The sequence below is a fragment of the Cryobacterium sp. BB736 genome, assembly GCF_014980265.1.
In the GTDB taxonomy this organism is placed as follows: Bacteria; Actinomycetota; Actinomycetes; order Actinomycetales; family Microbacteriaceae; genus Terrimesophilobacter.
The window spans coordinates 15,328-38,514 of record NZ_JABXWQ010000006.1 but is presented as its reverse complement, the minus strand read 5'-3'; the positions used below and the strand labels follow the sequence as shown (position 1 = coordinate 38,514).

Annotated in this window: 22 protein-coding genes and 1 pseudogene; 9 read left to right on the top strand and 14 right to left on the bottom strand. The window is 67.6% G+C overall.

The genetic code is table 11. From position 1 onward, the window contains the following. The first annotated feature begins 31 nt into the window (after nucleotides 1-31). On the top strand, nucleotides 32-865 hold the full coding sequence (locus IRG63_RS12430) for a Cof-type HAD-IIB family hydrolase (protein WP_193510324.1): 834 nt from the start codon (nucleotides 32-34) through the stop codon (nucleotides 863-865). Here the strand turns inward: IRG63_RS12430 and IRG63_RS12425 are convergent. Next, a complete protein-coding gene (locus IRG63_RS12425; protein WP_193510323.1) occupies nucleotides 862-1,236 on the bottom strand; it encodes a DUF5655 domain-containing protein in 375 nt (124 codons plus the stop codon). The two genes, IRG63_RS12430 and IRG63_RS12425, sit on opposite strands and share 4 nt — an antisense overlap. Before the next feature lie 106 nt (nucleotides 1,237-1,342). On the opposite strand from IRG63_RS12425, the gene IRG63_RS12420 reads away from it, so the two are divergent. Next, nucleotides 1,343-3,244 (top strand): ABC transporter ATP-binding protein, encoded by a 1,902-nt coding sequence (locus IRG63_RS12420; protein ID WP_370566262.1) that lies wholly within the window; start codon nucleotides 1,343-1,345, stop codon nucleotides 3,242-3,244. Beyond that, nucleotides 3,225-4,979 carry an ABC transporter ATP-binding protein gene (locus IRG63_RS12415; protein ID WP_193510322.1) on the top strand — a complete coding sequence of 585 codons (1,755 nt, stop codon included), beginning with the start codon at nucleotides 3,225-3,227 and terminating at the stop codon, nucleotides 4,977-4,979. The genes IRG63_RS12420 and IRG63_RS12415 overlap by 20 nt, the downstream gene beginning before the upstream one ends. Before the next feature lie 107 nt (nucleotides 4,980-5,086). Here IRG63_RS12415 and IRG63_RS12410 read toward each other — a convergent pair whose 3' ends face one another. Both IRG63_RS12410 and IRG63_RS12405 read right to left on the bottom strand, forming a co-directional pair. Then, complete coding sequence (locus IRG63_RS12410) at nucleotides 5,087-5,587, bottom strand: HNH endonuclease (protein ID WP_168626382.1); 501 nt, start codon at nucleotides 5,585-5,587, stop codon at nucleotides 5,087-5,089. Nucleotides 5,588-5,884: 297 nt separating this feature from the next. Next, nucleotides 5,885-6,601: a metal-dependent transcriptional regulator gene (locus tag IRG63_RS12405; RefSeq protein ID WP_193510321.1), complete on the bottom strand. Its 717-nt coding sequence runs from the start codon at nucleotides 6,599-6,601 to the stop codon at nucleotides 5,885-5,887. A 99-nt stretch (nucleotides 6,602-6,700) separates the two neighbouring features. Between IRG63_RS12405 and serC the strand changes: the two genes are divergently transcribed. Together serC and IRG63_RS13870 are read left to right on the top strand one after the other, a co-directional pair. Next, complete coding sequence (serC, locus tag IRG63_RS12400) at nucleotides 6,701-7,822, top strand: phosphoserine transaminase (protein ID WP_193510320.1); 1,122 nt, start codon at nucleotides 6,701-6,703, stop codon at nucleotides 7,820-7,822. A 9-nt stretch (nucleotides 7,823-7,831) separates the two neighbouring features. Next, nucleotides 7,832-7,981, top strand: a pseudogene (locus IRG63_RS13870) (DUF2530 domain-containing protein); the annotation flags it as partial. On the opposite strand, the gene IRG63_RS12390 reads toward IRG63_RS13870, so the two are convergent. Further along, nucleotides 7,916-8,491: a DUF3027 domain-containing protein gene (locus tag IRG63_RS12390; RefSeq protein ID WP_227412150.1), complete on the bottom strand. Its 576-nt coding sequence runs from the start codon at nucleotides 8,489-8,491 to the stop codon at nucleotides 7,916-7,918. The pseudogene IRG63_RS13870 and the gene IRG63_RS12390 overlap by 66 nt on opposite strands. Continuing rightward, nucleotides 8,484-8,864 (bottom strand): cold-shock protein, encoded by a 381-nt coding sequence (locus IRG63_RS12385; RefSeq protein ID WP_168626378.1) that lies wholly within the window; start codon nucleotides 8,862-8,864, stop codon nucleotides 8,484-8,486. The genes IRG63_RS12390 and IRG63_RS12385 overlap by 8 nt, the downstream gene beginning before the upstream one ends. Nucleotides 8,865-8,958: 94 nt before the next feature. On the opposite strand from IRG63_RS12385, the gene IRG63_RS12380 reads away from it, so the two are divergent. From IRG63_RS12380 to IRG63_RS12370, 3 genes are read left to right on the top strand one after another with little or no spacing between them, the layout of a single operon-like run. After that, on the top strand, nucleotides 8,959-9,234 hold the full coding sequence (locus IRG63_RS12380; RefSeq protein ID WP_168626377.1) for a multidrug ABC transporter ATPase: 276 nt from the start codon (nucleotides 8,959-8,961) through the stop codon (nucleotides 9,232-9,234). A 19-nt stretch (nucleotides 9,235-9,253) separates the two neighbouring features. Next, nucleotides 9,254-11,017, top strand: coding sequence for a helicase-associated domain-containing protein (locus IRG63_RS12375; RefSeq protein ID WP_168626376.1), 1,764 nt, complete (start codon nucleotides 9,254-9,256; stop codon nucleotides 11,015-11,017). Nucleotides 11,018-11,033: 16 nt separating this feature from the next. Further along, nucleotides 11,034-12,674 carry a DNA repair helicase XPB gene (locus tag IRG63_RS12370; RefSeq protein WP_193510319.1) on the top strand — a complete coding sequence of 547 codons (1,641 nt, stop codon included), beginning with the start codon at nucleotides 11,034-11,036 and terminating at the stop codon, nucleotides 12,672-12,674. 16 nt (nucleotides 12,675-12,690) lie between these two features. Here the strand turns inward: IRG63_RS12370 and IRG63_RS12365 are convergent, their stop codons facing one another. From IRG63_RS12365 to IRG63_RS12330, 8 genes are all read right to left on the bottom strand, one after another. Next, nucleotides 12,691-13,140, bottom strand: coding sequence for a hypothetical protein (locus IRG63_RS12365; RefSeq protein WP_193510318.1), 450 nt, complete (start codon nucleotides 13,138-13,140; stop codon nucleotides 12,691-12,693). Between the two features lie 209 nt (nucleotides 13,141-13,349). Further along, nucleotides 13,350-14,555 (bottom strand): pyridoxal phosphate-dependent aminotransferase, encoded by a 1,206-nt coding sequence (locus IRG63_RS12360; RefSeq protein WP_193510317.1) that lies wholly within the window; start codon nucleotides 14,553-14,555, stop codon nucleotides 13,350-13,352. After that, on the bottom strand, nucleotides 14,548-15,414 hold the full coding sequence (locus tag IRG63_RS12355) for an amino acid ABC transporter permease (RefSeq protein WP_193510316.1): 867 nt from the start codon (nucleotides 15,412-15,414) through the stop codon (nucleotides 14,548-14,550). Before IRG63_RS12355 ends, IRG63_RS12360 begins: the two co-directional genes overlap by 8 nt. Next, the gene (locus IRG63_RS12350) at nucleotides 15,414-16,055 is read right to left on the bottom strand and encodes an amino acid ABC transporter permease (RefSeq protein ID WP_168626371.1); all 642 of its coding nucleotides are present in this window, start codon (nucleotides 16,053-16,055) and stop codon (nucleotides 15,414-15,416) included. Before IRG63_RS12350 ends, IRG63_RS12355 begins: the two co-directional genes overlap by 1 nt. Before the next feature lie 67 nt (nucleotides 16,056-16,122). Further along, the gene (locus tag IRG63_RS12345; protein WP_193510315.1) at nucleotides 16,123-17,004 is read right to left on the bottom strand and encodes a glutamate ABC transporter substrate-binding protein; all 882 of its coding nucleotides are present in this window, start codon (nucleotides 17,002-17,004) and stop codon (nucleotides 16,123-16,125) included. Between the two features lie 22 nt (nucleotides 17,005-17,026). Then, complete coding sequence (locus IRG63_RS12340; protein WP_193510314.1) at nucleotides 17,027-17,773, bottom strand: amino acid ABC transporter ATP-binding protein; 747 nt, start codon at nucleotides 17,771-17,773, stop codon at nucleotides 17,027-17,029. A 113-nt stretch (nucleotides 17,774-17,886) separates the two neighbouring features. Continuing rightward, nucleotides 17,887-18,813 carry a 5-dehydro-4-deoxyglucarate dehydratase gene (gene kdgD, locus IRG63_RS12335; protein ID WP_168626369.1) on the bottom strand — a complete coding sequence of 309 codons (927 nt, stop codon included), beginning with the start codon at nucleotides 18,811-18,813 and terminating at the stop codon, nucleotides 17,887-17,889. Nucleotides 18,814-18,936: 123 nt separating this feature from the next. After that, complete coding sequence (locus IRG63_RS12330; protein ID WP_193510313.1) at nucleotides 18,937-19,848, bottom strand: LysR family transcriptional regulator; 912 nt, start codon at nucleotides 19,846-19,848, stop codon at nucleotides 18,937-18,939. Between the two features lie 140 nt (nucleotides 19,849-19,988). On the opposite strand from IRG63_RS12330, the gene IRG63_RS12325 reads away from it, so the two are divergent. Then, nucleotides 19,989-21,446, top strand: coding sequence for an aldehyde dehydrogenase (NADP(+)) (locus IRG63_RS12325; protein ID WP_193510312.1), 1,458 nt, complete (start codon nucleotides 19,989-19,991; stop codon nucleotides 21,444-21,446). Nucleotides 21,447-21,603: 157 nt separating this feature from the next. On the opposite strand, the gene IRG63_RS12320 is transcribed toward IRG63_RS12325, so the two are convergent. After that, complete coding sequence (locus IRG63_RS12320) at nucleotides 21,604-23,130, bottom strand: M20/M25/M40 family metallo-hydrolase (protein ID WP_168626366.1); 1,527 nt, start codon at nucleotides 23,128-23,130, stop codon at nucleotides 21,604-21,606. Nucleotides 23,131-23,187: the final 57 nt, after the last annotated feature.

The window sequence follows — 23,187 nt, the reverse complement described above, 5'->3', positions numbered from 1 at the left end:
CTCGCACAGGTGCGGCACGTAGCCTGACCGGATGGCTGAGCGCACACTCCCTGCACCCGGACAGGACGTCCGGCTGATCGTCGCCGACCTGGACGGAACCCTGCTCGATGGCGACAAGCAGGTCCCGGATTCCCTTTGGCCGCTCCTGCACCAACTGCACGAGCGAGGCATCACCTTCAGCCCGGCCAGCGGGCGCCAGTACGCGATGCTCGCGCACCTGTTCGAGCGGGAAGCCGACGGCATGGTGTTCATCGCCGAGAACGGCGCGTACGTGGTCCGCGACGGGGAGGAGCTGAGTTCAGCGACCATCGGCACTGATGTCGTCCACGGGCTCGTGCGCACGGTCCGCGAACTGGTCGAGACCGGACTCGATCTCGGCGCGGTGGTCTGCGGCAAGCGGTCCGCGTACGTCGAGCGCTCCGAGCGGGCGTTCCGGCAGGAGGCCGAGAAGTACTACCTCGAACTCGCCGACGTCGATGACCTCACGCGCGTTGACGACGAGTTCCTCAAGGTCGCGGTCTACGACTTCGGTGACGCCGAGGCGCGCACGCTGCCAGCGCTCGAGAAGGCAGCATCCGACCAGCAGGTGGTGCTCTCGGGCGGCCATTGGGTCGACGTGATGAGCCCGGATGCCAGCAAGGCGACGGTCGTGCACCGCCTTCAGGAGAAGCTCGGCGTCACCTCCGCACAGACGATGGCCTTCGGTGACTACCTGAACGACCTCGGTCTGCTCGCCGCGGCCGATCTGTCCTTCGCCGTCGCGAACGCGCATCCGGACGTCCTCGCCGCCGCCCGCTACATCGCGCCGTCCAACGAGGAGAACGGCGTCGTCACCACCATCCAGAAGGTGCTCGGCCTCGACTAGCCCAGGTGGTGGGCCCCCTCCCCCACCGCGTACGCCTCGGCGACCCAGCCGCGGAACGACTCGTCGAGGTCCGCCAGCGACGACACCCGGAAGTGGTTCACGAACAGGTTGCGCTGGTACGGGCTCGCGCTCCGGATGCGCCGGTCACCGACCAGGGACCGCATCAGGTCCAGATACCCGTCCACACCGAACTTGGACGGGCGGGCACCCGCGAAGCCGCGACTCGAACCTTTGAACGTGATGGTCGTCTTGGAAACCGACAGAGTGACCGGCCCGCACTCCCGGATGATCGCCTCCACCGCGCGATACAACTCGACCTGCGCCGGGTCGGCTCCCCGCAGGTGATCGTCGACGGTCCAGTTCTCGGTCACAGCGCCTCCCGAAATCGAGGCTACTCGTGCGGTCGATCAACCAGCCATGGGCGCCACCCCGGTGCTGATCTAGTAGCGGTTCGACTCGCGGCGTAGCATCGCGGAAGTGACCTCTTCGATGAGCGGCACAGCACCATCCGCAGACCGGCCGAATCTCGAGTCGGTTCCCCGCTTCCTGCTCTGGCAGGCCAGCCGCCAGAAGCGGTTCCTGATCGGTGGAGTGACCTTCGGTGTCATCTGGATGCTCTGCCAGGCACTCTGGCCGTACCTGCTCGGGCGGGCCATCGACGATGGTGTCGCAGCGCAATCGGCAGAGGTGTGGCTGTGGTGCGGGCTGCTGCTCGCGGTCGCCGTGGTGCAGGCCGTGTCCGGCGCGCTGCGCCACCGGATGGCGGTGAAGAACCTGGTGCGGGCATCCCTGCAGATCGGCCGGCTGATCGGCCACCACTCCGCCGAGACCGGGTCCGCGATCACCGCGACCACGCCATCCGGGGAGATCGTGGCCACGGTGTCCACGGACGCACTGAGCCTGGGCGCCATGTTCGATGTCGTGGCACGCCTGAGCGGCGGCATCGTCGCCTACCTGGTCGTGTCCGCGATCATGCTCGCAACCTCGGTGGAGCTCGGACTGGTTGTGCTGATCGGGGTCCCGGTGCTCGGCGGACTCCTGGCGTTGCTGCTGCGGCCGCTGCAGACAAGGCAGACCGTGTGGCGCGAGCAGACCGGCCTGCTCACCACCCTCGGTGCCGACACCGTCGCCGGGCTTCGGGTGCTGCGTGGCATCGGCGGCGAGGACGAGTTCATCGCCCGCTATGCCGCGCGCTCCCAGCTGGTGCGCCGCGCCGGAGTGCACCTGGCCAAGCTCCAGTCCTGGCTGGATGGGTTGCAGGTCTTCCTGCCCGGCGTATTCCTGGCCTTCATCGTCTGGTACGGGGCGCGCCTGGTGCTCGCCGGCACCATCAGCGCCGGCGAACTGATCTCCTTCTACGGCTACGCGACCTTCCTGGTCATCCCGCTCCGCACGGGCGTCGAGGCGACCCAGGTGTTCGCGAAAGGCATCGTCGCCACCCGACGGGTGCTCGACGTGCTGCGAATCCAGCCGGCGGCGCGCGACGTCGCCTCGCCCGCAAGCGCGCCGCCGGTGGGTGCGGAACTGGTGGACGTGGCATCCGGTGTCGTCGTCGAACCCGGCCAGTTCACCGGCCTGGTGGACGCTAACCCGGATGCGGCGGCGGCAGTCGCGACCAGGCTCGGCCGGTTCGACGACAGCGCGCACGCGGATGCGCCGGTGCTGTGGGGAGCCGTCGACCACAGGAGGGTGCCGATCCGGGAACTGCGCAAGAGGATCGTGGTGAGCGACGCCCACCCGCACCTGTTCGGTGGCGCGCTCATCGACGGGCTGGACGTCAAGCGGGCGCGCGACCCGGCGTTCGAGGGGACGGAGACCGGGCAGTTCCGGGCCGTGAGCCGCGCGGTGGACGATGCCGCCGCCACCGAGACGGTCGAGGGGCTGCCGGACGGGCTGCGGCAGACGGTGGCTGAACGGGGCCGGTCCTTCTCCGGCGGACAGCGCCAGCGGCTCAGCCTGGCGCGGGTGCTCCTCACCGACGCCGAGGTGCTCGTGCTCATCGAGCCGACCAGCGCGCTCGACGCACACACCGAGTCGCAGATCGCGACCCGCCTGCGGCACGCGCGGGAGGGCCGCACGACGGTGGTCGTCAGCGCCAGCCCGCTGGTGCTCGACCGCATGGACATCATCCGGGTCATGCAGGACGGCCGGGTCGTCGGCAGCGGCAGCCACGCCGAGTTGCTGCGCCGCGAGGACGACACCGGTTACCTGTACCGCTCGATCGTCGCGCGCACAGTGAGCGCCGCCGAACCCGCAGAGGGCGAAGAGCTCGACGACGCCAGCACCGGCGCCATCGACACGCTGTGGTACGCCGCCGAGCACACCGGCGCCATCCCGGTGTATTCAGAGGGGCACCCGGATGCTGCTGCCGATCGCTGACACGAGGACGGTACGCCAGGAGGCGGCTCGGCTGCTCCGCCACCACGGTCGCACCCTCACCTCGGTGGTCGTGCTGCACACCCTGGCCTCGCTCTGCGGACTCGCCGGCCCTTGGTTGATCGGCCGGATCGTCGACGCCATCGCTTCGGGAACCGCCACCCTGACGACCGTCAATCTGGTCGCGCTGGCGCTGGTCGCCGCCTTCGCCGGGCAGGGCTTCATCAGCAGGTTCGCCCAGCAGCGGGCCATGGTCCTCGGCGAGACGGTGTTCGCCGCGTTGCGGGAGCGCTTCATGGCCACGGTGGGCGCGCTGCCGCTGTCCACGGTCGAACGCGCGGGCACCGGCGACCTGCTCTCGCGCACCACCAGCGACATCCAGAGCATCGCGCAGACCGTCCGGTTCGGTGTGCCGCGAATCCTCGTGGCGGGCGTGACCACCATCCTCACCATCATCGCCGCGCTGCTCACCAACCCGCTCGTCGCGCTCGCGCTGTTCGTCGGCGTGCCGAGCATCGTCGCCGTGAGCCGCTGGTACCTCAGGCGCTCTGGCAGGGGCTATCAGCGGCAGCTGGCGTCGTTCGCACGGCTGACCGGGGTGGTCAGCGAAACCGTGGAGGGCGCTCACACCATCGAGGCGCTCAGCATTGCGCCCGCCCAGCAACGCAAGATCGACGCCGCGCTGCACGAACGGCGTGAGACCGAGCGCTACACCCTGGGCTTGCGCACGGTGTGGCTGCCGTCGATGGAACTGTCCTTCCTCGTGCCGATCGTCGCGGTCATCGCGTGGGGCGCCTGGCTGGTGCAGGCCGGCGACGCCACGGTCGGCGAGGTCGCCGCGGTCGCGCTGTACGGCACGCAGCTGATCGGGCCGGTCAACGAGCTGCTCGGCTGGATGGACGAGATCCAGATCGGGGCGACCGCGCTGTCCCGCATCATCGGAGTCGCCGAGGTGCCACCCGACCGCCACCCGATCCCGGATGCGCGGCCATCCGATGACACGCTGCTCGCGCGCGACGTGCGCTACGCCTACCCGCACGGCCGGGACGTGCTGCACGGCATCAACCTGGACCCGGAGGTGGGCGAGCGGCTCGCGATCGTCGGGCCATCCGGGTCGGGCAAGTCGACCCTCGGCAGGCTGCTGGCCGGCATCGACACGCCAACGGATGGCACGGTGACCGTCGGTGGGGTGCGGGTCGTCGACCTGCCGCTCGAGCGGCTGCGCACCCACGTCGCGCTGGTGACGCAGGAGCATCACGTCTTCGTCGGAACCCTCGCACAGAACTTGCAGCTGGCGGCGCCGGGCGCGGACGACGGGATGCTCGAGCACGCATTGTCGGTGGTCGGGGCGTTGGAGTGGATGCGCTCGCTGCCCACCGGGCTGCAGACCGTGGTCGGCTCGGGCGGGGTGCTGCTGACCCCCGCGCAGGCGCAGCAGGTCGCGCTCGCCCGACTCGTGCTGCTCGACCCGCAGACCCTGGTGCTCGACGAGGCCACCTCGCTGCTGGACCCGAATGCAGCACGAACCCTGGAGACAGCGCTCGAGCGCGTGCTGGCAGGCCGCACCGTGGTCGCGATCGCGCACCGGCTGCACACCGCTCACGACGCCGACCGGGTCGCGGTGATGCGGGACGGGCACATCGTCGAGCTGGGCCATCACGACGAACTGGTGGCAGCGGGTGGGGACTATGCCGCATTGTGGGCGTCATGGCACAGCAGCGACAGCGGTCACGCGTGAGCGGGCCGGCCCTCCTCTCCGACCCCGCGAGACTGCGCAAATCGGCAGTATGGAGCCCCAGAACGAAGGTCTGTGCAGTCTCGTGAAGCTTAAGGGGATGGAGGGGGTCAGGCGGCGACCGGCGTCAGGAAGTCATCCCACTGCGGCAGCGGGCTCTCGATGCCGCGCACCAGCCAGGCCGACCCGTGCGGCGGCCGCGGTCGCACCTTCAGCTCCCAATGCATCTCCGCGGGCGTGCGGTCACCCTTGACGTTGTTGCAACGCAGGCAGCAGGCCACCAGGTTCTCCCAGCTGTCCTCACCGCCTCGCGAACGCGGCAGCACGTGGTCGATCGTGGTGGCGTTGGCACCGCAGTACGCGCAGCGGTGCCCGTCGCGACGAAGCACCCCACGACGGCTCACCGGCACCATCCGACCCTGTGGAATCCGTACGTACCTGGTCAGCAGGATGACGGATGGCCGGTCGTACGCTCCGAACGAACCGAACACCGGATTGTCATCGTCTGCGGCGAGGATCGTCGCCTTGTCGTTCATCACCAACACCAGTGCCCGCTTGAAGGACACGACGGCAAGGGGCTCGAAGCCCGCGTTCAGGACCAGGGTGCGCATGCTCATCCTTCCGAAGAAACCTGCACGGCTTGCAGGTGTTCGTCCTGCCCGTCAGTGAATGAGCGGAAGTAGCTAAAAAAACAAGAAAGCACTGTCAAATGACAGTGCTCAGTCGTTCTCCAAGTGCGCCTGGCAGGCGTACCCGTTGCTGCGTCGTATGAAGAAAAGGGCGCGCTCATCCACGGTTTGGATGATTCGCCCTCTGATCATTCGACTCTTCCTTTACAGCTCACGCGCTGAGCGGACGTTCAAGGCTAACCCGATTCGCGCCACTAATCACGCACGGGCACGCGGTCGTTACCCGGCTGTTTTCTTAGGTGTAACCGCGACGTAGATGTGCTGGGCGACATCCGTCGGCAACTCGAGGCTCTGATCGCTGCCCTCGACCGTCGCGTGCACGTAGCCGGGCGTCGAGGTGAAGCTCGCGTGGGCGCCGGGGACCAGGCCCGCGGCACGCAGCTGCTGGAGCACCTCCGGCTCGTACTGCACCGGCTCGCCGAGCCGCTTCACCTCGCCAGTCTGGGCACCCACCGCGCCGTGCACGAAGTTCACGAGGTTGACGACGCCATCCGAGAACGCCCCGGTCTGCACGTTCTCGCCCAGGTCGGACAGGCCAGGAATCGGATTGCCGTACGGGGAGTGGGTCGGATGCTGCAGCAACTCGATGATGCGCCGCTCAACCTGCTCGCTCATCACGTGCTCCCAGCGGCAGGCCTCCTCATGCACGAGAGCCCAGTCGAGGCCGATGACATCGGCCAGCAGCCGCTCCGCGAGCCGGTGCTTGCGCATGACGTTGACTGCCTTGCTGCGGCCGGCCTGGGTCAAACGCAGCTGACGATCGTTCTCGACGACGACGAGTCCGTCCCGCTCCATCCGGCCGATGGTCTGCGACACGGTCGGACCGGAATGCCCAAGCCGCTCGCTGATGCGGGCGCGAAGCGGGATGATGTGCTCTTCCTCGAGCTCGTAGATGGTCCGCAGATACATCTCTGTCGTGTCGATCAGATCGGTCATCCGGCCCTCCTTGCCCCCACAAACTCAAAGGCAAGCCTAACCTGAGCGGCCTGAGCGGTTGGCCGCGGGCGACGTCGCCTGAGCAAATAGAATTGGCTCATGACGGACGTGACGATCCCCGAAGACCTGCTTCCCTCCGACGGACGATTCGGATGCGGGCCGTCGAAGATCCGCCCCGCCCAGCTCGAGGCGCTGGCTGGCCCGGGTGCCGACCTGCTCGGCACCTCGCACCGCCAGGCGCCAGTGAAGGACCTGGTCGGACGCGTCCGAGAGGGTCTGGGTGAGCTGTTCCGCATCCCGGACGGATACGAGGTGATCCTCGGCAACGGCGGGTCCACCGCGTTCTGGGATGCCGCGGCGTTCGGCCTCATCCGCACGCGCAGTCAGCACCTGTCCTTCGGCGAGTTCGGCTCCAAGTTCGCCAAGGCCGCCAAGACGCCGTTCCTCGTGCCGCCTCAGGTCATCGAGGCGCCGGCCGGATCCCGCAGTGAACCGCAGCCCGCGGAAGGCTTCGACGTCTATGCCTGGACCCACAACGAGACCTCAACCGGCGTCATGGCGCCGGTGCGCCGCGTCGACGCCGAGGGGGCACTCACCGTCATCGATGCGACCAGCGCCGCGGGCGGGATCGACTTCCACGCGAGCGAGACAGATGTCTACTACTTCGCCCCGCAGAAGAACCTCGGCTCCGATGGTGGCCTCTGGTTCGCACTGTTCTCCCCCGCCGCGATCGAGCGGGCCGAGAGCATCGCGGCCAGCGGCCGCTACATCCCGGAGTTCCTCAGCCTGAAGAACGCCATCGACAACTCCCGGCTGAACCAGACTCTGAACACCCCGGCGATTTCCACCCTCGTGCTGCTCGAGGGCCAATTGGAGTGGATCAACGGAAACGGCGGCCTGGCCTGGGCGGACGCCCGCACCCGCGAGTCATCCGGCGCACTCTACGACTGGGCGGCATCCGTCGACTACGCGACACCGTTCGTCGCCGACCCCGATCACCGTTCGCAAGTGGTGGTCACCATCGACTTCGCGGACTCGGTCGACGCCTCAGCCGTCGCGAAGACGCTGCGGGCCAACGGAATCGTCGACACCGAGCCGTACCGGAAGCTCGGCCGCAACCAGTTGCGGGTCGCGACCTTCGTTGCGATCGAGCCGGATGATGTGCGCCAGCTGATTCGCAGCATCGAGTTCGTGGTGGAGGCGCTGGCGGGCGGCCGCTAGCCTGTGCGCATGCGGTTGTTGCTTCATGACGACGAACGGCGGCCCGACCCGCCGCCGGTGAAGACGGATGACCGCAAGCCGATCGCGCTCGGCCTAGGACTCTGGCTGGTCGCCCTCGTCGTGCTGCTGTTCCTGCCCGGTCCGCTTGCGGCGGCGGGAAACTCGTGGTGGCTGTGGACCTGCGTCGTCGGCATCGTCATCGGCCTGATCGGGCTCGTCTACACCATCATCCGCCAGCGCTGACTCGGCGATGACGTCGATGTCGACGCCATCGACGTCGTCCTCGTCGTGCAGGTCGTCCTCGTCCTCGTCGTGCAGGTCGTCGTCATCATCATCGTCGTCGTCCGAGACGTCGGCGTCCTCGCCTGCCGCCTCTTGCGCGGCGCGGTACTCGGCCATCCGGTCTGACCACGGCACCCAGTCCGGCGACAGCAGTGCATCGTCGCCGGGGGTCAGTTCGGTCTCCAGCACGCTCGGCTCGAGTCCGGCCACGTGCGCGATGGTCACGGTCCAGCGCCACCCGCGGTAGCCGCGCATGGTGGTGTCGAAGAACAGCGTCGTGACGCCGTCACCGTCGTCGCGGGTGCCCGCGAAGTCGCCGATCGTGTCCGCCGTCGTGACGTCGAGCAGCGCCTCCCGCGCCAGGGGGATGTCGGGCTGCTCAGACATCCAGTTCGTCCGCGACCTTGCGCAGCATCGCCGCGATCTTGCGGCTGTGCGAGTTGTCGGGGTACCGGCCGCGCTTCAGGTTGCCGCCGATGCCGTCGAGCAGCTTGACCAGGTCCTCGATGATGATCGCCATGTCGTCGGCGGGCTTGCGGTTCATCTTGACCACGCTGGGCGGCGCCTCGACCACCCGCACCGACAGAGCCTGCGCACCACGCTTGCCGTCGGCGATGCCGAACTCGAGCTTGGTGCCGGCCTTCACCGTGACGCCAGCGGGCAGGGCGGAAGCGTGAAGAAAGACCTCCTGGCCGTCATCAGAACTGATGAAGCCGAAGCCCTTCTCCTCGTCAAAGAACTTGACTCTGCCGGTCGGCATGCCACTCCTCATTTCCGTCAGCGCGGGGGCGCGCAGGGGTCGTACTTGGTTCCCATAAGACTACGGGCAATCGGATGCCCGTATCCTTGAGTTCGTGACAGCATCGACACCCGGCGGGATCAACCGTGGCGAACGGTTGCTGGCGTTCCTGATCATCGCCATCGTCGGCCTGTCCCTGCTCGCCTTCATCGCCGTAATCGTCGCCACCGCGATGGGTGTCGGAAACAACGACGGTTTCAGCGAGGGCATCTGGCCGGTTGTCATCATGCTGCCCCTTATCGGCCTTCCGGTCGCCTTCGTGCTCATCATCGCGCTGCTCATCCTGAGCGCCATACGGCGCGGACGCGCCGCCAAGTCGAACGGCGGATGACCATGAGCGGGAGGTGGTCGTGACCAGCACGCTGACTCTCGCCGCACGCCTCCGCTCGCTGAGCGACAGTGACCTGATTGCCGCTCTTCGCCGCCGCAAACTGGCGACGACCGGCATCCGGGACTTCTTCGACGCCGCCGATGCCCTGCTGTCGCCCAGCGCGATCCAGTCTGCGCTGGCCGCCGTCGACCGGCCGACACTCGCGGCGTTCGCCGGCAGCGCGCCGGTGACCCGGGTCGCGGTGGAGTGCGCCGACCGGCTGCTGCTGGGCGACGGGTCGGCCGACGGCCCTGTGGTGTTCGAGGAGGTCCGCGCGCGGCTCGCGGCCTGGCCCGGGCAGGGACTGCCGGATGCCGCGGCCCTGGCCGATGAACCCAAACCCACCGGCACCACTCTCACCGACGATGAGCAGGCAACCGTCGACGCACTCGCGGCGGAGCACGCCTTCCTCACCGGAACCTCCGTCGCCGAACTGCTGCACCAGCTGAAACTCGAACCCGCGCGCCGGCTCTCCCGCGGCGGTATCTCCCAGCCCGACCTGCGCCGCCTCGCCGACGCGCTCGCGGTCGACACCGACGTGACTCTCGCGTTCATCAGCATGGCGGTGCGGGCTTCTCTGGTGTCGGAGGGCACCGGGCAGCTGCACGCGACCGACGCGGCGGACGATTGGCTCGGCCTGGAGGCATCCGGCCGCTGGATCCGACTCGCAACCGCATTCGCTGACTCGCTGCCGGAGTCGTTCCGCACCCTGCTCGCCGGTTTCCGCGACCACGGAGACCACCTGCGCCCGCTCATCGGCTGGCTGTTTCCCGCGGGCGGAAGCCAGCTTGCGGAGGCAGTCGAGCTCGGGCTGCGCGAGAGCGAACTGCTCGGGGTCACCGCCCGCCACACCCCATCCACCCCGGCCAGGCTGCTTCTGGCCGGTGGACCGGATGCCTCGGTCGAGGCGATCTCGGCGCTGTTGCCACCGTCGGTGTCCAACGTGTACCTGCAGCACGACCTGTCGATCGTCGCTCCCGGACCCCTCACCCCGGAGATCGATGCACGCCTGCGCACGCTGGCCGACGCGCAGAGTCGAGCGGTCGCATCCACCTACCGGGTCACGTCGTCGAGCCTGAACCGGGCGCTCGCCGGAGGCGAGTCCGCCGATTCGCTCACCGGCTTCCTGGAATCGGTCTCCCTCACCGGCATCCCTCAGCCCCTCGCGTACCTCATCGACGAGACAGCCCGCCGGTTCGGGGCGCTGCGGGTCGGGTCGCTCGACGGCACCGAGGGGTTCAGCTATGTGCGCTCCGACGACACGGAGCTGCTGCACACTGTTCTGGTCGACCAGTCGCTCGCCGTACTCGGGCTGCGCGCCACAGGACCGCATCGGCTGGTAAGCCGGCGCGACCCCGCTCAACTGTTCTGGACCCTCAGCGAGGCCCGCTACCCGGTGGCCGCAGAGGACGATGTCGGCCGGCTGATCAACCTCCGCCGCAACCGACCGCTCCCGGTACCGGATGCGCCGGACCCGTACATCGGGCTGGTCCACCGACTGCGCGCTGCGGACGCCGACGCGCCACAGGACACCGGGCAGGCCTGGCTGGTCCGGCAACTGGAGAGCGCCATCCGTGCGCGCTCGACCCTCACGGTGCGCGTGACGATGCCGAACGGCTCGGTCACGACCTTCGTCCTGGAGCCCACCAGTGTCGCGGGCGGGCGGCTGCGCGCGCGGGACAACAGCTCGGGGGTCGAACGCACCCTGCCTCTGGCGAGCATCCACTCGGTCGGCGAAGGGTAGCGAGTAGAATACGCGGATGCCTCCCGGACCCCTGATCGTGCAGAGCGACCGGAGTGTCCTGCTTGAGGTCGCCCACCCGGCGGCCGAGGATGCCCGGCACGACCTGGCGGTCTTCGCCGAACTCGAGCGCGCCCCTGAGCACATGCACAGCTACCGGATCACCCGCCTCGGGCTGTGGAATGCGCGCGCTGCCGGACATGACGCCGAGGACATGATCGGCACACTCGAGCGGTACGCGAAGTTTCCGATCCCCCAGTCGGTGGCCATCGACATCCGGGAGACCGTCGGCCGCTACGGACGGCTGGTCATTGAACGCGACGGCGATGACCTCGTCTTGCGGTCGACGGATGCCGCGGTGCTCACCGAGATCTCGCGGGCCAAGCGCATCTCCCCCTTGCTCACCGGGCAACGCTCATCCGACAGCTACACCGTCGCGCCGTGGGCGCGCGGGCAGCTCAAGCAGGAGCTGGTGAAGCTCGGCTGGCCGGCCGAGGACCTTGCCGGCTTCACGCCGGGGACACCGCACGAGATCAGCCTCGACACCGCCGACTGGAACCTGCGCCCGTACCAAGACCACGCGGTGGACAACTTCTTCACCGGCGGCTCCGGCGTTGTGGTGCTGCCGTGCGGCGCCGGGAAGACCCTGGTCGGCGCCGGCGCGATGGCGCGGGCGGGCACGACGACGCTTATCCTCGTCACCAACACCGTGTCGGCCAGGCAGTGGCGCAGCGAACTGCTGCGCCGCACCACCCTGACCGAGGATGAGATCGGCGAGTACTCCGGAGCGGTCAAAGAGGTCAAGCCGGTCACCATCGCGACGTACCAGATCCTCACCGCGAAGCGGAAGGGCGAGTACGCGCACCTCGGCCTGCTCGACGCGATGGACTGGGGCCTGATCATCTACGACGAGGTGCACCTTCTGCCTGCGCCGGTGTTCAAGCTGACCGCGGAGCTGCAGGCCCGGCGACGGCTCGGGCTGACCGCCACGCTCGTGCGGGAGGACGGCCGCGAAGGCGACGTGTTCAGCCTGATCGGGCCGAAGCGCTTCGACGCGCCGTGGAAGGAGATCGAGGCGCAAGGCTTTATCTCGCCGGCATCCTGCTACGAGGTGCGCGTCGACCTGCCGCAGCAGGAGCGGCTCGAGTATGCGGCGAGCGCCGACGATGAGCGCTACCGCCTGGCGGCGACCGCGCCCGCGAAGCTGAGGGTCGTGCGGCAGCTGGTCGACAAGCACGCCGGCGAGCGCATCCTGGTGATCGGCCAGTACCTGGACCAGATCGAGCAGCTGGCGGATGCGCTCGGCGCACCGTCACTGACCGGCTCCACCCCGGTGGACGAGAGGGAGCGGCTGTACCAGGCGTTCCGTGATGGGTCGATCACCGTGCTGGTGGTGTCCAAGGTCGCCAACTTCTCGGTCGACCTGCCGGAGGCGACCGTGGCGATCCAGGTCTCCGGAAGCTTCGGCTCCCGCCAGGAGGAGGCGCAGCGACTCGGTCGGCTGCTGCGACCCAAGGAGAGCGGCCTGCCCGCCAACTTCTACACCCTGGTCGCGCGCGACACCGTCGACCAGGACTTCGCGCAGAACCGCCAGCGCTTCCTGGCCGAGCAGGGCTACTCGTACGAGATCCTCGACGCCGACGCGTTGCTGGTCGCCTGAGGACTTGCCCGTCCTGTCAGGCTGACGGCTTCTTCCGCATCCGGAACGGAAGCCCGGGAGCGTAGACGACGGAAAGCCGCCACAGGGCGAGGGCTCCGACCAGCAGTCCGAAGTCGCGAAGCGCGACATCGTAGAAGCTGCCCACCGCGAGCAGGTTGACGATGATGGCGGTGAGCCAGACAACCACAAGCAGCGACCCATACCGGGGGACGATGGCCACGACGACACCGGCGACGATCTCGATGATGCCGACGACGTACATCGCCTCTTGCTCGGTGATGACGAGTGCGTTCGGGTACAGGTAGATGGGCCAGTGGACGAGGATGTTGAAGAATTTGTCGAGTCCGAACAGTATCGGCGCGACGGTGAAGATGATCCGCAGCAAGGCGAAGGCCTGCCACGCTGGATCTCGTCGCGGTGCAAGGGCGGGTCGTTGGGTCGCTAATTCCTGGGTCGCCTGAACCATGTAGTGCTCCTCTTCGGGTGTAGAACACTTCTAAAGCGGTGGCCTCGAACTTTAGAGGCGGGAGCTCCCCCCTCACACCCCCAAAACGGGTGTGACACGCGTCGACGCTGCTCGGGTTTGTTGACCGCGCGCCGGATTAATGTGGCGCGCGGTCAACAAGCGGGCAGTCGGTTGAGCGGGGAGGCGCGATGGCGGCGCGCGCGAAGCGACTAGAGCCGGGCGTCCATGAAGTCCCGGATGCGCGTGAGTCCCTCCACGAGCGCAGCGTCGTCGAGCGCGTAGGAGAACCGCAGGTACCCGTCCGCGCCGAACGCCTCACCGGGCACCACAGCGACGTCGATCTCCTCGAGCAGCAGCTTCGAGAGCGCTAACGAGGTCGTGACCGGGACCCCGTCGAGGTTGAGCCGACCGTCGAGCACCGAGCCGACCTCCGGGAAGAGGTAGAAGGCACCGCGCGGCCGCGGCACCCGGAACCCCTTCACCGACGAGAGGATGTCGAAGGCGATGGACCTGCGGCGGTCGAAGACCTCGCGCATCCGTGCAGGGAAGTCCGCTCCGTCGGTAAGCGCGGCCACAGCGGCCTGCTGTGACAGGTTCGACACGTTCCCGGTGGTGTGCGACTGGAAGTTCTTGATCGCGCTGGCGATCGGAACCGGCGCGAGCACCCAGCCGAGGCGCCATCCGGTGAGCACGTGGGACTTTGCGAGCCCGTTCACGATGATCAGCTGCTCCCGCGGCACGAAGCGGGAGATCGACACGAAGCGCGCGTCGTCGTACACGAAGTCGTGGTAGATCTCATCCGAAAGCACCCAGATGCCGTGCTCGGTAACCCATTCGCCGATCGCCCGGATCTCGTCCTCGTCGTAGACCGACCCGGTCGGGTTGGACGGTGAGGTGAAGATCAGCACCTTGGTGCGATCGGTTCGCGCAGCCTCGAGCGCGTCGACCGTCGTCCTGTAGTCGGCCTCGAACGTGGTGGCCACGGGCACTGTCACGCCACCCGCGAGCTTGACCTGCTCCGGGTAGCTGGTCCAGTACGGCGCAGGAAGCAGCACCTCATCCCCCGGGTCGAGGATCGCGGACAGCGCGTTGTAGATCGCCTGCTTGCCGCCGTTCGCGATGGAGACGGTGTCGGCCGCGAACGGGGTCCCGGTGTACTCGCTCGTGTAGGCAGCGACCGCCTCACGCAGCTTCGGCAACCCGGACGGCCCGCTGTAGTGGTGATTGGCCGGGTCGTCGACCGCGCGCTTGACGGCATCCGTGATGAACGACGGCGTGTCGAAGTCGGGCTCGCCGGCACCGAACGCGATCACCGGCCGGCCGGCGGCCAAGTACTTCTTGGCCAGCGCGTCGATGGCTTGCGGCGCCGACTCTGTAACAGAGGCCAGGAGCCGGGAGACAGTCAACTCAGTCATATTGAAGTACAGCCACTTTCTTCTTGGCTTTCGCGCTCGGCTTGGTTCCGCCGCTCGACCACCGCTCGACACGCACCGCGATCCACGACAGGAGCAGGCACAGCAGGACGTAGATCGATCCCATGACGATCGCCGACGGGATGATCGGGCTCCCGTACTGCATCTGGGTTCCGTAGAACTTGGCCAGGTACAGCAGCTCCGGGTAGGTGACCATGAAGCCGAGCGCGGTGTCCTTCAGAGCGACGACGAGCTGGGAGATGATGGTCGGCAGCATGTTCCGGATGGCCTGGGGCGCGAGGATGACGCGAAGCACCTGGCTGCGGCGCAGGCCGACCGCGTAGCCGGCTTCGCTCTGTCCCTTCGGCAGCGAGTTCAGGCCCGCGCGGAAGATCTCGGCGAACACCGCCCCGTTGTAGATCATGAGACCGACGGCCACGGCGAAGAACGGGGTGACGAACGTCGCCCCGAGCACCGGGAGCCCGTAGTACAGGAGCATCATCAGCACGAGCAGCGGAACCGCCCGGAAGGCCTCGGTCAGCCAGGCGGACAGGACGCTGATCCACTTCACCGATGAGATCCGACCGAGCAGCAGCACGACACCGAGCACCAGGCTGAGGGCCGCTCCGACGGCGAACACGCTGAGGGTCGAGATCGTGGTGCGGAGGATCTCCTCCTGCACCAACGGGAAGCTGAAGAGCTGCCACTTCTTGGCGTCGAACTGACCGGACCGGTACAGCTGGAAGACGATGAAGCCGAGGATCGCGACGACAACGGTGATCGTGATGAACCCGGCGATGTTGCTCTTGCGCCGACCCTTCGGGCCGAGCACGTCGAAGAGCTCCTGCGTTGCGTACGCCATTACACCGCCCACTTTCGTTCGAACGCCCTCTGCACTGCGGCGAGGACCATGACGAGGATGAAGAAGAACAGGGCGACCCAGAGGAGCGTGACGAGGAGGTTCTCACCGCGCTCGGACATGTTCGCCGCGATCGCACCGGCCTGCATCACGGAGAACCCGCTCGCGACGGTGGTGTTCTTGAGCAGCGCGATGAACACGCTGACGAGCGGCGGCATCACGTTGCGGAAGGCCTGCGGGATGAGCACGACGCGCAGCACCTGGGTGAAGGTGAGCCCGATCGCTCTGGCCGCTTCCGTCTGCCCGCGGTTGATGGAGTTGATCCCGGAGCGGAAGACCTCGGCGACGTAGCTGGCGGTGTAGAGCACCAGCGCGATGATCGCGAGGGTGGTGTAGTCGAGACTGGGCAGTCCCATCTTCGGGTAGCCCAGGGCGAAGAACATCATCAGCAGCGCGAGCGGGGTGTTCCGCAGCGTATTGACGTAGACCGTGCCGACGGCGCGCATCGGTGTCGAGGGGGAGATCCGGAGGATGCCGACGACGCATCCGAGGATCAGCGAGAACACGGCGGAGATCGCGAAGATCACGACGGTGTTCGTGAATCCCAGGACAAACAGGTCGAGGTTGTCCAGGAGAACCTGCATTTCAATTCCGATCTCGTAGGCGGGGAAGAGGACCGTGCGGCCCCCTCCCCCGCCCCGCGGGTGCTGCCTAGTAGTTGTCGACCTCTGCGGTCTGGAACGCGACGCCCGACGAGCCCAGGTTGTCGTCGTAGATCGACTGGAGGACATCCGCCTTGGTGACCAGCAGGTCGTTGACGAAGTGACGCAGCGCGACGTCTTCCAGGTTCACGCCGATACCGAAGCCCTCGTGGGTGAACGGCTTTCCGACCACCTTGAGGTTCTCGGGGTCGAGGGTCGTGTAACCGATGAGCAGCGCCTCATCCGTGGTCACCGCGTCGACCTGACCGTTGACGAGCGCGTCGACGCACTGAGCCATGTTGTCGAACTCGACCGGCTCGACGTCCGGGTGGTTCTCCTTGATGTACTGCATCGGGGTGGAACCGGTGATCGAGCACACCTTGTGCCCGGCCAGGTCGTCCTCGCCCTTGATGTCGGTGTTGTCCGAACGCACCAGGATGCTCTGGCCGTTGGTCATGTACGGTCCGGCGAACCCGACCATCTCCTTGCGCTTCTCGGAGATCGTGTACATGCCGATGATCAGGTCGGCGTCACCGTTGGTGAGCGCCTGCTCGCGGCTCTGGCTCGGGATGGTGACGAACTCGATGTCGTCGGTGCCGAAGCCGAGCTCCGCTGCGATCCAGCGCGACAGGTCGATGTCGAAGCCGGAACGGATGCCGGTGGCTGAGTCGCGCACACCGAAGCCGGGCTGGTCTTCCTTGACACCGATGACGATCTTGCCGCGCTCGACTGCTGCGTCGAGGGTCGCGCTGCCTTCGAGGGTGATCTCCTCGGCGACGGGGAACTTCACCTCTTCAGCGGGGTCTGTCGCCGTGGCGCTGGACGAGCACCCGGTCAACAGCACGCCCAGTGCGGCGACGCTGGCGAGCACTGCGGTCCTTCTCTTGTTCATTGTTTCTCCTCTTGGTGGTGGGTCAGCGCGCGAGAATCTTCTGGAGGAAGTCCCGCGCTCGGGTGGTCTTTGCTTCGGTGAAGAACTCGGCGGGTGGCGATTCCTCCACCACCTGGCCGTCAGCCATGAAGACGATGCGGTCCGCGGCCTCACGCGCGAAGCCCATCTCGTGGGTGACGACGATCATGGTCATCCCGGACTGCGCGAGGGCGCGCATGACGTCCAGCACCTCGCTCACCATCTCCGGGTCGAGCGCGCTGGTCGGCTCGTCGAACAGCATGACCTTGGGGTTCATGGCGAGGGCGCGGGCAATCGCGACGCGCTGCTGCTGGCCGCCGGAGAGCTGCGCAGGCAGCTTGTCTGCCTGGTTGGCCACTCCGACTCGCTCGAGGTGCTCCATGGCGACCTTTTTGGCCTCGCCCTTCGACATCCGCCGCACCATGACAGGGCCGAGCGCGACGTTCTCGAGCACCGTCTTGTGGGCGAACAGGTTGAACGACTGGAACACCATGCCGACGTCGGCGCGCAGGCTGGCGAGCGCGCGACCCTCCTCCGGAAGGGCAACACCGTCAACGTAGATCTCGCCGGAACTGATGGTCTCCAGCCGGTTGATCGCCCGGCACAGCGTCGACTTCCCGGCGCCGGACGGACCGATCAGCGCAACGATCTCCCCACGGTTGACGACCGTGTTGATGTCGCGGAGCACGTGGTGCTCGCCGTAGAACTTGTTGACCTGCTTCAGGACGACAAGCGGGTCTGTCGCTTCCACGGACGCGATCGAAACGGTGTTGTTGAGTTCCAATGGTTCCTACCAGGTGTGAATCGAAAGGTGAGCCGGTGACCGCGGTTGTCCCGCGGTCACCGGCGAAGGCAGAGCGAGGACTACACCTGTACGGGCGCGACCTTCTGCACGAGCTCGGCGAGACGCGCGTTCTCGTCCTCGGTGAGGTCGGTGAGCGGCGGACGCACGCCTCCGATCGGACGGCCGGACACGTTCAGGCCGGCCTTGACGATCGACACCGCGTAGCCGCGCTTGCGGTCACGGATGTCGAGGTACGGCAGCACGAAGTCGCGCAGGCTGGTGAAGACGAAATCGTGGTCCTTTGCGCGCACCGCGGCGTAGAAGCGCAGCGCGAATTCCGGCACGAAGTTGAACATCGCCGACGAGTAGGTGGTCACGCCAAGCTCGAGGTACGGCAGCGCGTAGGTCTCAGCGGTCGGCAGTCCACCGACGTACATGAGGCGGTCGCCGAGGGCGGTGTAGATCTTGGTCATCTGATCGAGGCTGCCAACCCCGTCCTTGAAGCCGATCAGGTTGCTGTTGCGCTCCGCGACCCGGCTGACGGTGTCGGCATCCAGTGACATGTTCGCGCGGCTGTATACGACAACGCCGAGCGGCGTGCTGCGGCAGATCGCCTCGATGTAGGCGGCGAGGCCGTCCTGGGAGGCCTCGGTGAGGTACGGCGGGAACAGCAGGATGCCTGCTGCGCCGGCTTCGGCCGCGATGCGGGCCTGTTCGATGGCGTCGACGACCGAGCCGCCTGCAGGAGCAAGCACCGGCACACCGTCACGGGCTTCAGCGACGGCCGCGTTGACCACGGTGCGGATCTCGTCGTTGCTGAGCGAGAAGTACTCTCCGGTGCCGCCGGCGGCGAAGAGACCGGCGACGTCGTGGCTGCTCATCCACGCGACGTGCTCGCGGTAGCGAGTCTCGTCAAGGCTCAGGTCCGCGGCGAACGCGGTCACGGGGAACGAGAGAAGTCCGCTGCCGATCTTCTTGGCGAGATCTTGCGGGCTGTAGGCAGTCACTGGGTGTGGTCCTTTGTTTGATGGTGGTATCCAAACGAAGGAGTCACCTCCTTCGGGCAGTTTTCCCCACTGTAGGGAGGGGTGCATACCCGATCAACAGTTCTTTTATATCCGTCAATACCTTCACGACATAATCGGCTCGGCCGGGATGGCCGAGTGGAGCTCCCGGAGCACGCGGGCGGCCGCCCCCATCACCGGGTTCGAGTTATCGGCGCGCCACACCGCGTGCAGCCGGACCTTCGCCTCCTTGTGCTCCCGGATGCCCCGGAAGACGACCCCGGGCATCCCGAGCTTGCTCGCCGAGAACGGCACCAGAGCGATGCCCTTGTTGGCCGCGACGAGGGACAGCATGCTGTGCACCTGGGTGATCTGCTGGCTCGGCCGGGTCGCAACTTCGCTGAGGACCGAGTCGACCAGCGCGCGGAAGTAGTGCGCGTCGACCGGCGAGTAGGTCAGGACGTGCTCCCCCTCGAGCTCCGTCACGCTCAGTTCGCGCGAGGTCACCGCCAGCCGGTGGCGGTTGCTGATAGCGGCGACCAGGGGCTCCTGCCGGACGAGCAGCGAGTCGAGTTCGGCGGACAGTGGCACCTCGCGCACGAAGGCGATATCGACGGATCCGCGCAGCAGCGCGGCGATCTGGTCCTTGGTGACCATCTCGGCGATGTCGACGGCGACCCCCGGCGCGTGCACGTCGAGGCGCGCCAGAATCTCACCGAGCAGCTCCATGATGCCGGTCGCGGTGATGCCGATCTTGATCTCGCCGGCCGAGCCGTCCGCAATGCGCTGCGCCATCGCGCGGGAGGCCTCGGCGATGCTCAGGATCTTCTCCGCCTCGCTGCGGAACGCGCTGCCGGCCGCGGTCAGCTGGACGCTCTTGTTGTTGCGGTCGAACAGGGTGAAGCCCAGCTCGGCCTCGAGCTTCTGGATCTGCCTGCTCAGCGGCGGCTGGGTCATATTCAGCTTGTCGGCGGCCCGACTGAAGTGCAGCTCCTCCGCCAGGACGACGAAGCTTCGCAGTTGATCGAACGTGAACATCCCGCCCCCTCCTCGACATGCGTCGACGCATGCCTTCAATACCGATAGTGCATCATCGCATGTCATTAGTGGCTTGGACGATCATGGCACGTCCGAACTAGCATGGCCGGAACTTGTCTGGCGCAAAGCGTAAGGAACCAATGAGCACCCCAACGACACCGAGCGAGATCGAAAAGATCGCCGTCCTCGCGGATTCCGCGGCCGATCAGTGGGCCGTCACGCCCGCGCGAGTCCGCGCCGAGGCTCTCGAGGCGGTCGCCGACGCTCTCGACGCGGCAGCCGACACCCTGGTGCCGCTCGCCGCATCGGAGACCAACCTCGCCGACGGCCGGCTGCGCGGGGAGCTGAAGCGCACGACCTTCCAGTTGCGACTGTTCGCCGAGATGCTCGCCGAGGGCAGCTACCTCGACGCCCGCATCGACCACGCGGATCCCGACTGGCCGATGGGCGCCCCCCGTCCGGACCTGCGGCGCGTGCTCATTCCGCTCGGGCCGGTCGTCGTGTTCGCGGCCAGCAACTTCCCGTTCGCGTTCTCCGTCGCCGGCGGGGACACCGCATCCGCCCTCGCCGCCGGATGCTCCGTCATCCTCAAGGCGCACTCCGGGCATCCGGAACTCTCCCGCCAGACCGGCGAGATCGTCGCCGGGGCGCTTGCCGCGGCCGGTGCGCCAGAGGGGCTGTTCACCGTCATCTACGGCACCGAAGCCGGTCGGATCGCCCTCCAGCATCCGCTCGTCAAGGCCGGCGCCTTCACCGGGTCGATCCCGGGCGGTCGGGCGCTGTTCGACCTCGCCCAGTCCCGCCCGGAGCCGATCCCGTTCTACGGCGAACTCGGCAGCGTCAACCCAGTGTTCGTCACACGCGCCGCAGCGCACGAGCGTTCGGAGAGCATCGCCCACGAGTTCGTCGGATCGTTCACGCTCGGGGCGGGGCAGTTCTGCACCAAGCCCGGGGTGATCTTCGTGCCGCGCGGCTCCGACTTCACCGACCGGCTCACCGAGGTGCAGCTTCCGGCAGCAGCGCCGTTGCTCAACTCGCGCATCCAGGAGGGGTACTGCACGAGCCTGACCGCGCTGCAGCAGACCGGCAAGGTGCGGGTGATCGTCGACTCGGAGGGGTCGCTGAGCGACCCGCCCGCACCGTCGATCCTCGCCACGACGATCGACGCGGTGCTCGAGGACCCGGATGGCGTCATGGCCGAGGTGTTCGGTCCCACCGCGCTCGTGGTGGAGTACGACGACGAGAATCAGCTGCTCGAGGTCGCTCGCATCATCGAGGGTCAGCTCACGGCGACCGTTGTCGGCGAGGAGAGCGATGCGATCGCGCCCGACCTGCTGCGTCTGCTGGCCAAGCGTGCTGGGCGCCTGCTCTGGAACCAATGGCCCACCGGCGTCTCGGTCACGCACGCGCAGCAGCACGGCGGCCCCTACCCGGCGACCACCGCGGTGACCTCGACCTCGGTGGGAACCGCCGCGATCAGCCGCTTCCTGCGGCCGGTCGCCTACCAGGGCGTGCCGCAGGCGCTGCTCCCCGACGAGCTGCGCGACGACAACCCGTTGGGCATCCCGCGCCGCGTCGATGGGGTCCGCTCGGCCTGACCTCAAGCGACGCTGCTCGGGTTTGTTATCGATGCGGCCGCTCTAGCGCCGGCATCGATAACAAACGGGCGCGGCATCGATGGGGGTGCCGCATCCGGCCCGGACACGCAAGCGGGGCAGCCGGCACACGCCGGCTGCCCCGCTGTCGTTGGTGGAGCTACTTCAGCAGGTTGCTGCCCATGAACTCCTGGTTGGCAACACCGTTACCGCCACCCCGCGCGGTGCCGTTGACCGCGGAGGTGGTCTCCGCGAACGTCCACACCGAGTGCGCAACGGCATCCGCCATCTGCTCGAGCACCGTCAGGTCGACGTTCTCGATAGTGTCGCATTCCTGGTGGTAGCACGGGTCGAGCGCTTCGCCTGCCGTGCCGCCGAAGACTGCCGCCTGCTCCGCGGTCTTCGGGTCCTCGGCACCGGTGAACAGTCCACCGGCCGGAATGCCGTTGTTGATGAACGCGAAGTAGTCGCTCCGTCCGTCGAACGCGGTCGGCTCGGTTGCGAGACCCTGTGACGCGAAGTAGTCCAGGAACACCGCTTCAATCCGGCTGGAACCGTTCGGTCCGGCCGTGCCGAACGCGTTGCCGTCCCCGTCGTAGACGAAGCGCACGAAGTTCGTGGACCCGAGCATGTCGAAGTTGAGGTTCAGCGCGTGATCCTTGATCTCCCGCTTCGTCAGCTGCGACACGTAGTAGGACGAGCCCTGCAGGCCGTCCTCCTCGCCGCCCCAGAAGGCGAACCGGATGCGGTTCCTCGGGTCATCGCCGAGCTCCGCGATCTGGATGGCGGTCTCCAGGATGGCCGCGGTGCCGCTGCCGTTGTCGTTGATACCAGGGCCCTCGGCCACCGAGTCGAGGTGCGCCCCGACCACGACCGTGCGGTCCGTGCGTCCCGCGGTGTCCGCCAGCACATTGAAGGTCTCGACCGTCTCGAGCGTCGCCTCCGCGAGGATGCGCAGGACGAGTCCCTCAGTGGTCGCGAACTCGGCGCCAAGTTCGAACGACGTCCCCGCGGCGGGGATGTCCGCGAACTCGGCCGGCGGGTTCAGCGTGCCGAACAGCAGCCCGAAGCGGTCGTCACCGGGCACGTCGTTGCCCTGGTTGAAGACGATCGCTCCCGAAGCTCCAGCCGCGGCCGCATTGTCCACCTTCTGCCGGAACGAGCAGGTTCCGCGCTGCATGAGCGCGATGTTCCCGGCCGGGAAGGTCGCGAAGTCGGCGGCCTCGCAGCCGCTGGTCGACGCGCGGTCACCCGCGAGGTTCACATCGACCGCCGTCACCGGCGCTGTCACGTCCCCGGACCCGGAGAACTCCATGATGTCGAAGTCTTCCTGGTCGACGTAGACGATCGGGTTCGGACTGACCTGCTCCAGACCGGCCGCGCTCTCGACGTACTGCTGGTACTCGAAGTACTGCCGCACCGGGTCGTAGCCGGCCGCGCGCAGCTGCGCCTCGACGTACTCGGCGGACGCCTCGTAGCCGGAGGTGCCGGCCGCGCGGTTCCCGTCATTGGCGTCGGCGACAGCCTGCAGCGCCTCGAGGTGTTCCAGCAGGCCCTCTGCCGTCACGGCGTCCCTCAACGCCGTCGTGTCGGTGCCGTTGTCGGCCAGGGCCGGGACGGAGAACGAGACGGCCAGCGCCGCCCCGATCCCGATGGCGCACACGCGCCGGATGTGCTTTCGCTGCATGATGATCTCCCTTGATCGCTCGCGAATGATGCTCCGGTTCGGAGCAGTGGTGCTGAC

What these genes read in the sequence shown, in the direction of transcription:
- IRG63_RS12430 (WP_193510324.1), top strand. Translation starts at nt 32, where the DNA reads ATGGCTGAGCGCACACTCCCTGCACCCGGACAGGACGTCCGGCTGATC.
- IRG63_RS12415 (WP_193510322.1), top strand. Translation starts at nt 3,225, where the DNA reads ATGCTGCTGCCGATCGCTGACACGAGGACGGTACGCCAGGAGGCGGCT.
- IRG63_RS12410 (WP_168626382.1), bottom strand. Translation starts at nt 5,587, where the DNA reads ATGCGCACCCTGGTCCTGAACGCGGGCTTCGAGCCCCTTGCCGTCGTG.
- IRG63_RS12405 (WP_193510321.1), bottom strand. Translation starts at nt 6,601, where the DNA reads ATGACCGATCTGATCGACACGACAGAGATGTATCTGCGGACCATCTAC.
- serC (WP_193510320.1), top strand. Translation starts at nt 6,701, where the DNA reads ATGACGGACGTGACGATCCCCGAAGACCTGCTTCCCTCCGACGGACGA.
- IRG63_RS12390 (WP_227412150.1), bottom strand. Translation starts at nt 8,491, where the DNA reads ATGTCTGAGCAGCCCGACATCCCCCTGGCGCGGGAGGCGCTGCTCGAC.
- IRG63_RS12385 (WP_168626378.1), bottom strand. Translation starts at nt 8,864, where the DNA reads ATGCCGACCGGCAGAGTCAAGTTCTTTGACGAGGAGAAGGGCTTCGGC.
- IRG63_RS12370 (WP_193510319.1), top strand. Translation starts at nt 11,034, where the DNA reads ATGCCTCCCGGACCCCTGATCGTGCAGAGCGACCGGAGTGTCCTGCTT.
- IRG63_RS12365 (WP_193510318.1), bottom strand. Translation starts at nt 13,140, where the DNA reads ATGGTTCAGGCGACCCAGGAATTAGCGACCCAACGACCCGCCCTTGCA.
- IRG63_RS12360 (WP_193510317.1), bottom strand. Translation starts at nt 14,555, where the DNA reads ATGACTGAGTTGACTGTCTCCCGGCTCCTGGCCTCTGTTACAGAGTCG.
- IRG63_RS12355 (WP_193510316.1), bottom strand. Translation starts at nt 15,414, where the DNA reads ATGGCGTACGCAACGCAGGAGCTCTTCGACGTGCTCGGCCCGAAGGGT.
- IRG63_RS12350 (WP_168626371.1), bottom strand. Translation starts at nt 16,055, where the DNA reads ATGCAGGTTCTCCTGGACAACCTCGACCTGTTTGTCCTGGGATTCACG.
- IRG63_RS12345 (WP_193510315.1), bottom strand. Translation starts at nt 17,004, where the DNA reads ATGAACAAGAGAAGGACCGCAGTGCTCGCCAGCGTCGCCGCACTGGGC.
- IRG63_RS12330 (WP_193510313.1), bottom strand. Translation starts at nt 19,848, where the DNA reads ATGTTCACGTTCGATCAACTGCGAAGCTTCGTCGTCCTGGCGGAGGAG.
- IRG63_RS12325 (WP_193510312.1), top strand. Translation starts at nt 19,989, where the DNA reads ATGAGCACCCCAACGACACCGAGCGAGATCGAAAAGATCGCCGTCCTC.
- IRG63_RS12320 (WP_168626366.1), bottom strand. Translation starts at nt 23,130, where the DNA reads ATGCAGCGAAAGCACATCCGGCGCGTGTGCGCCATCGGGATCGGGGCG.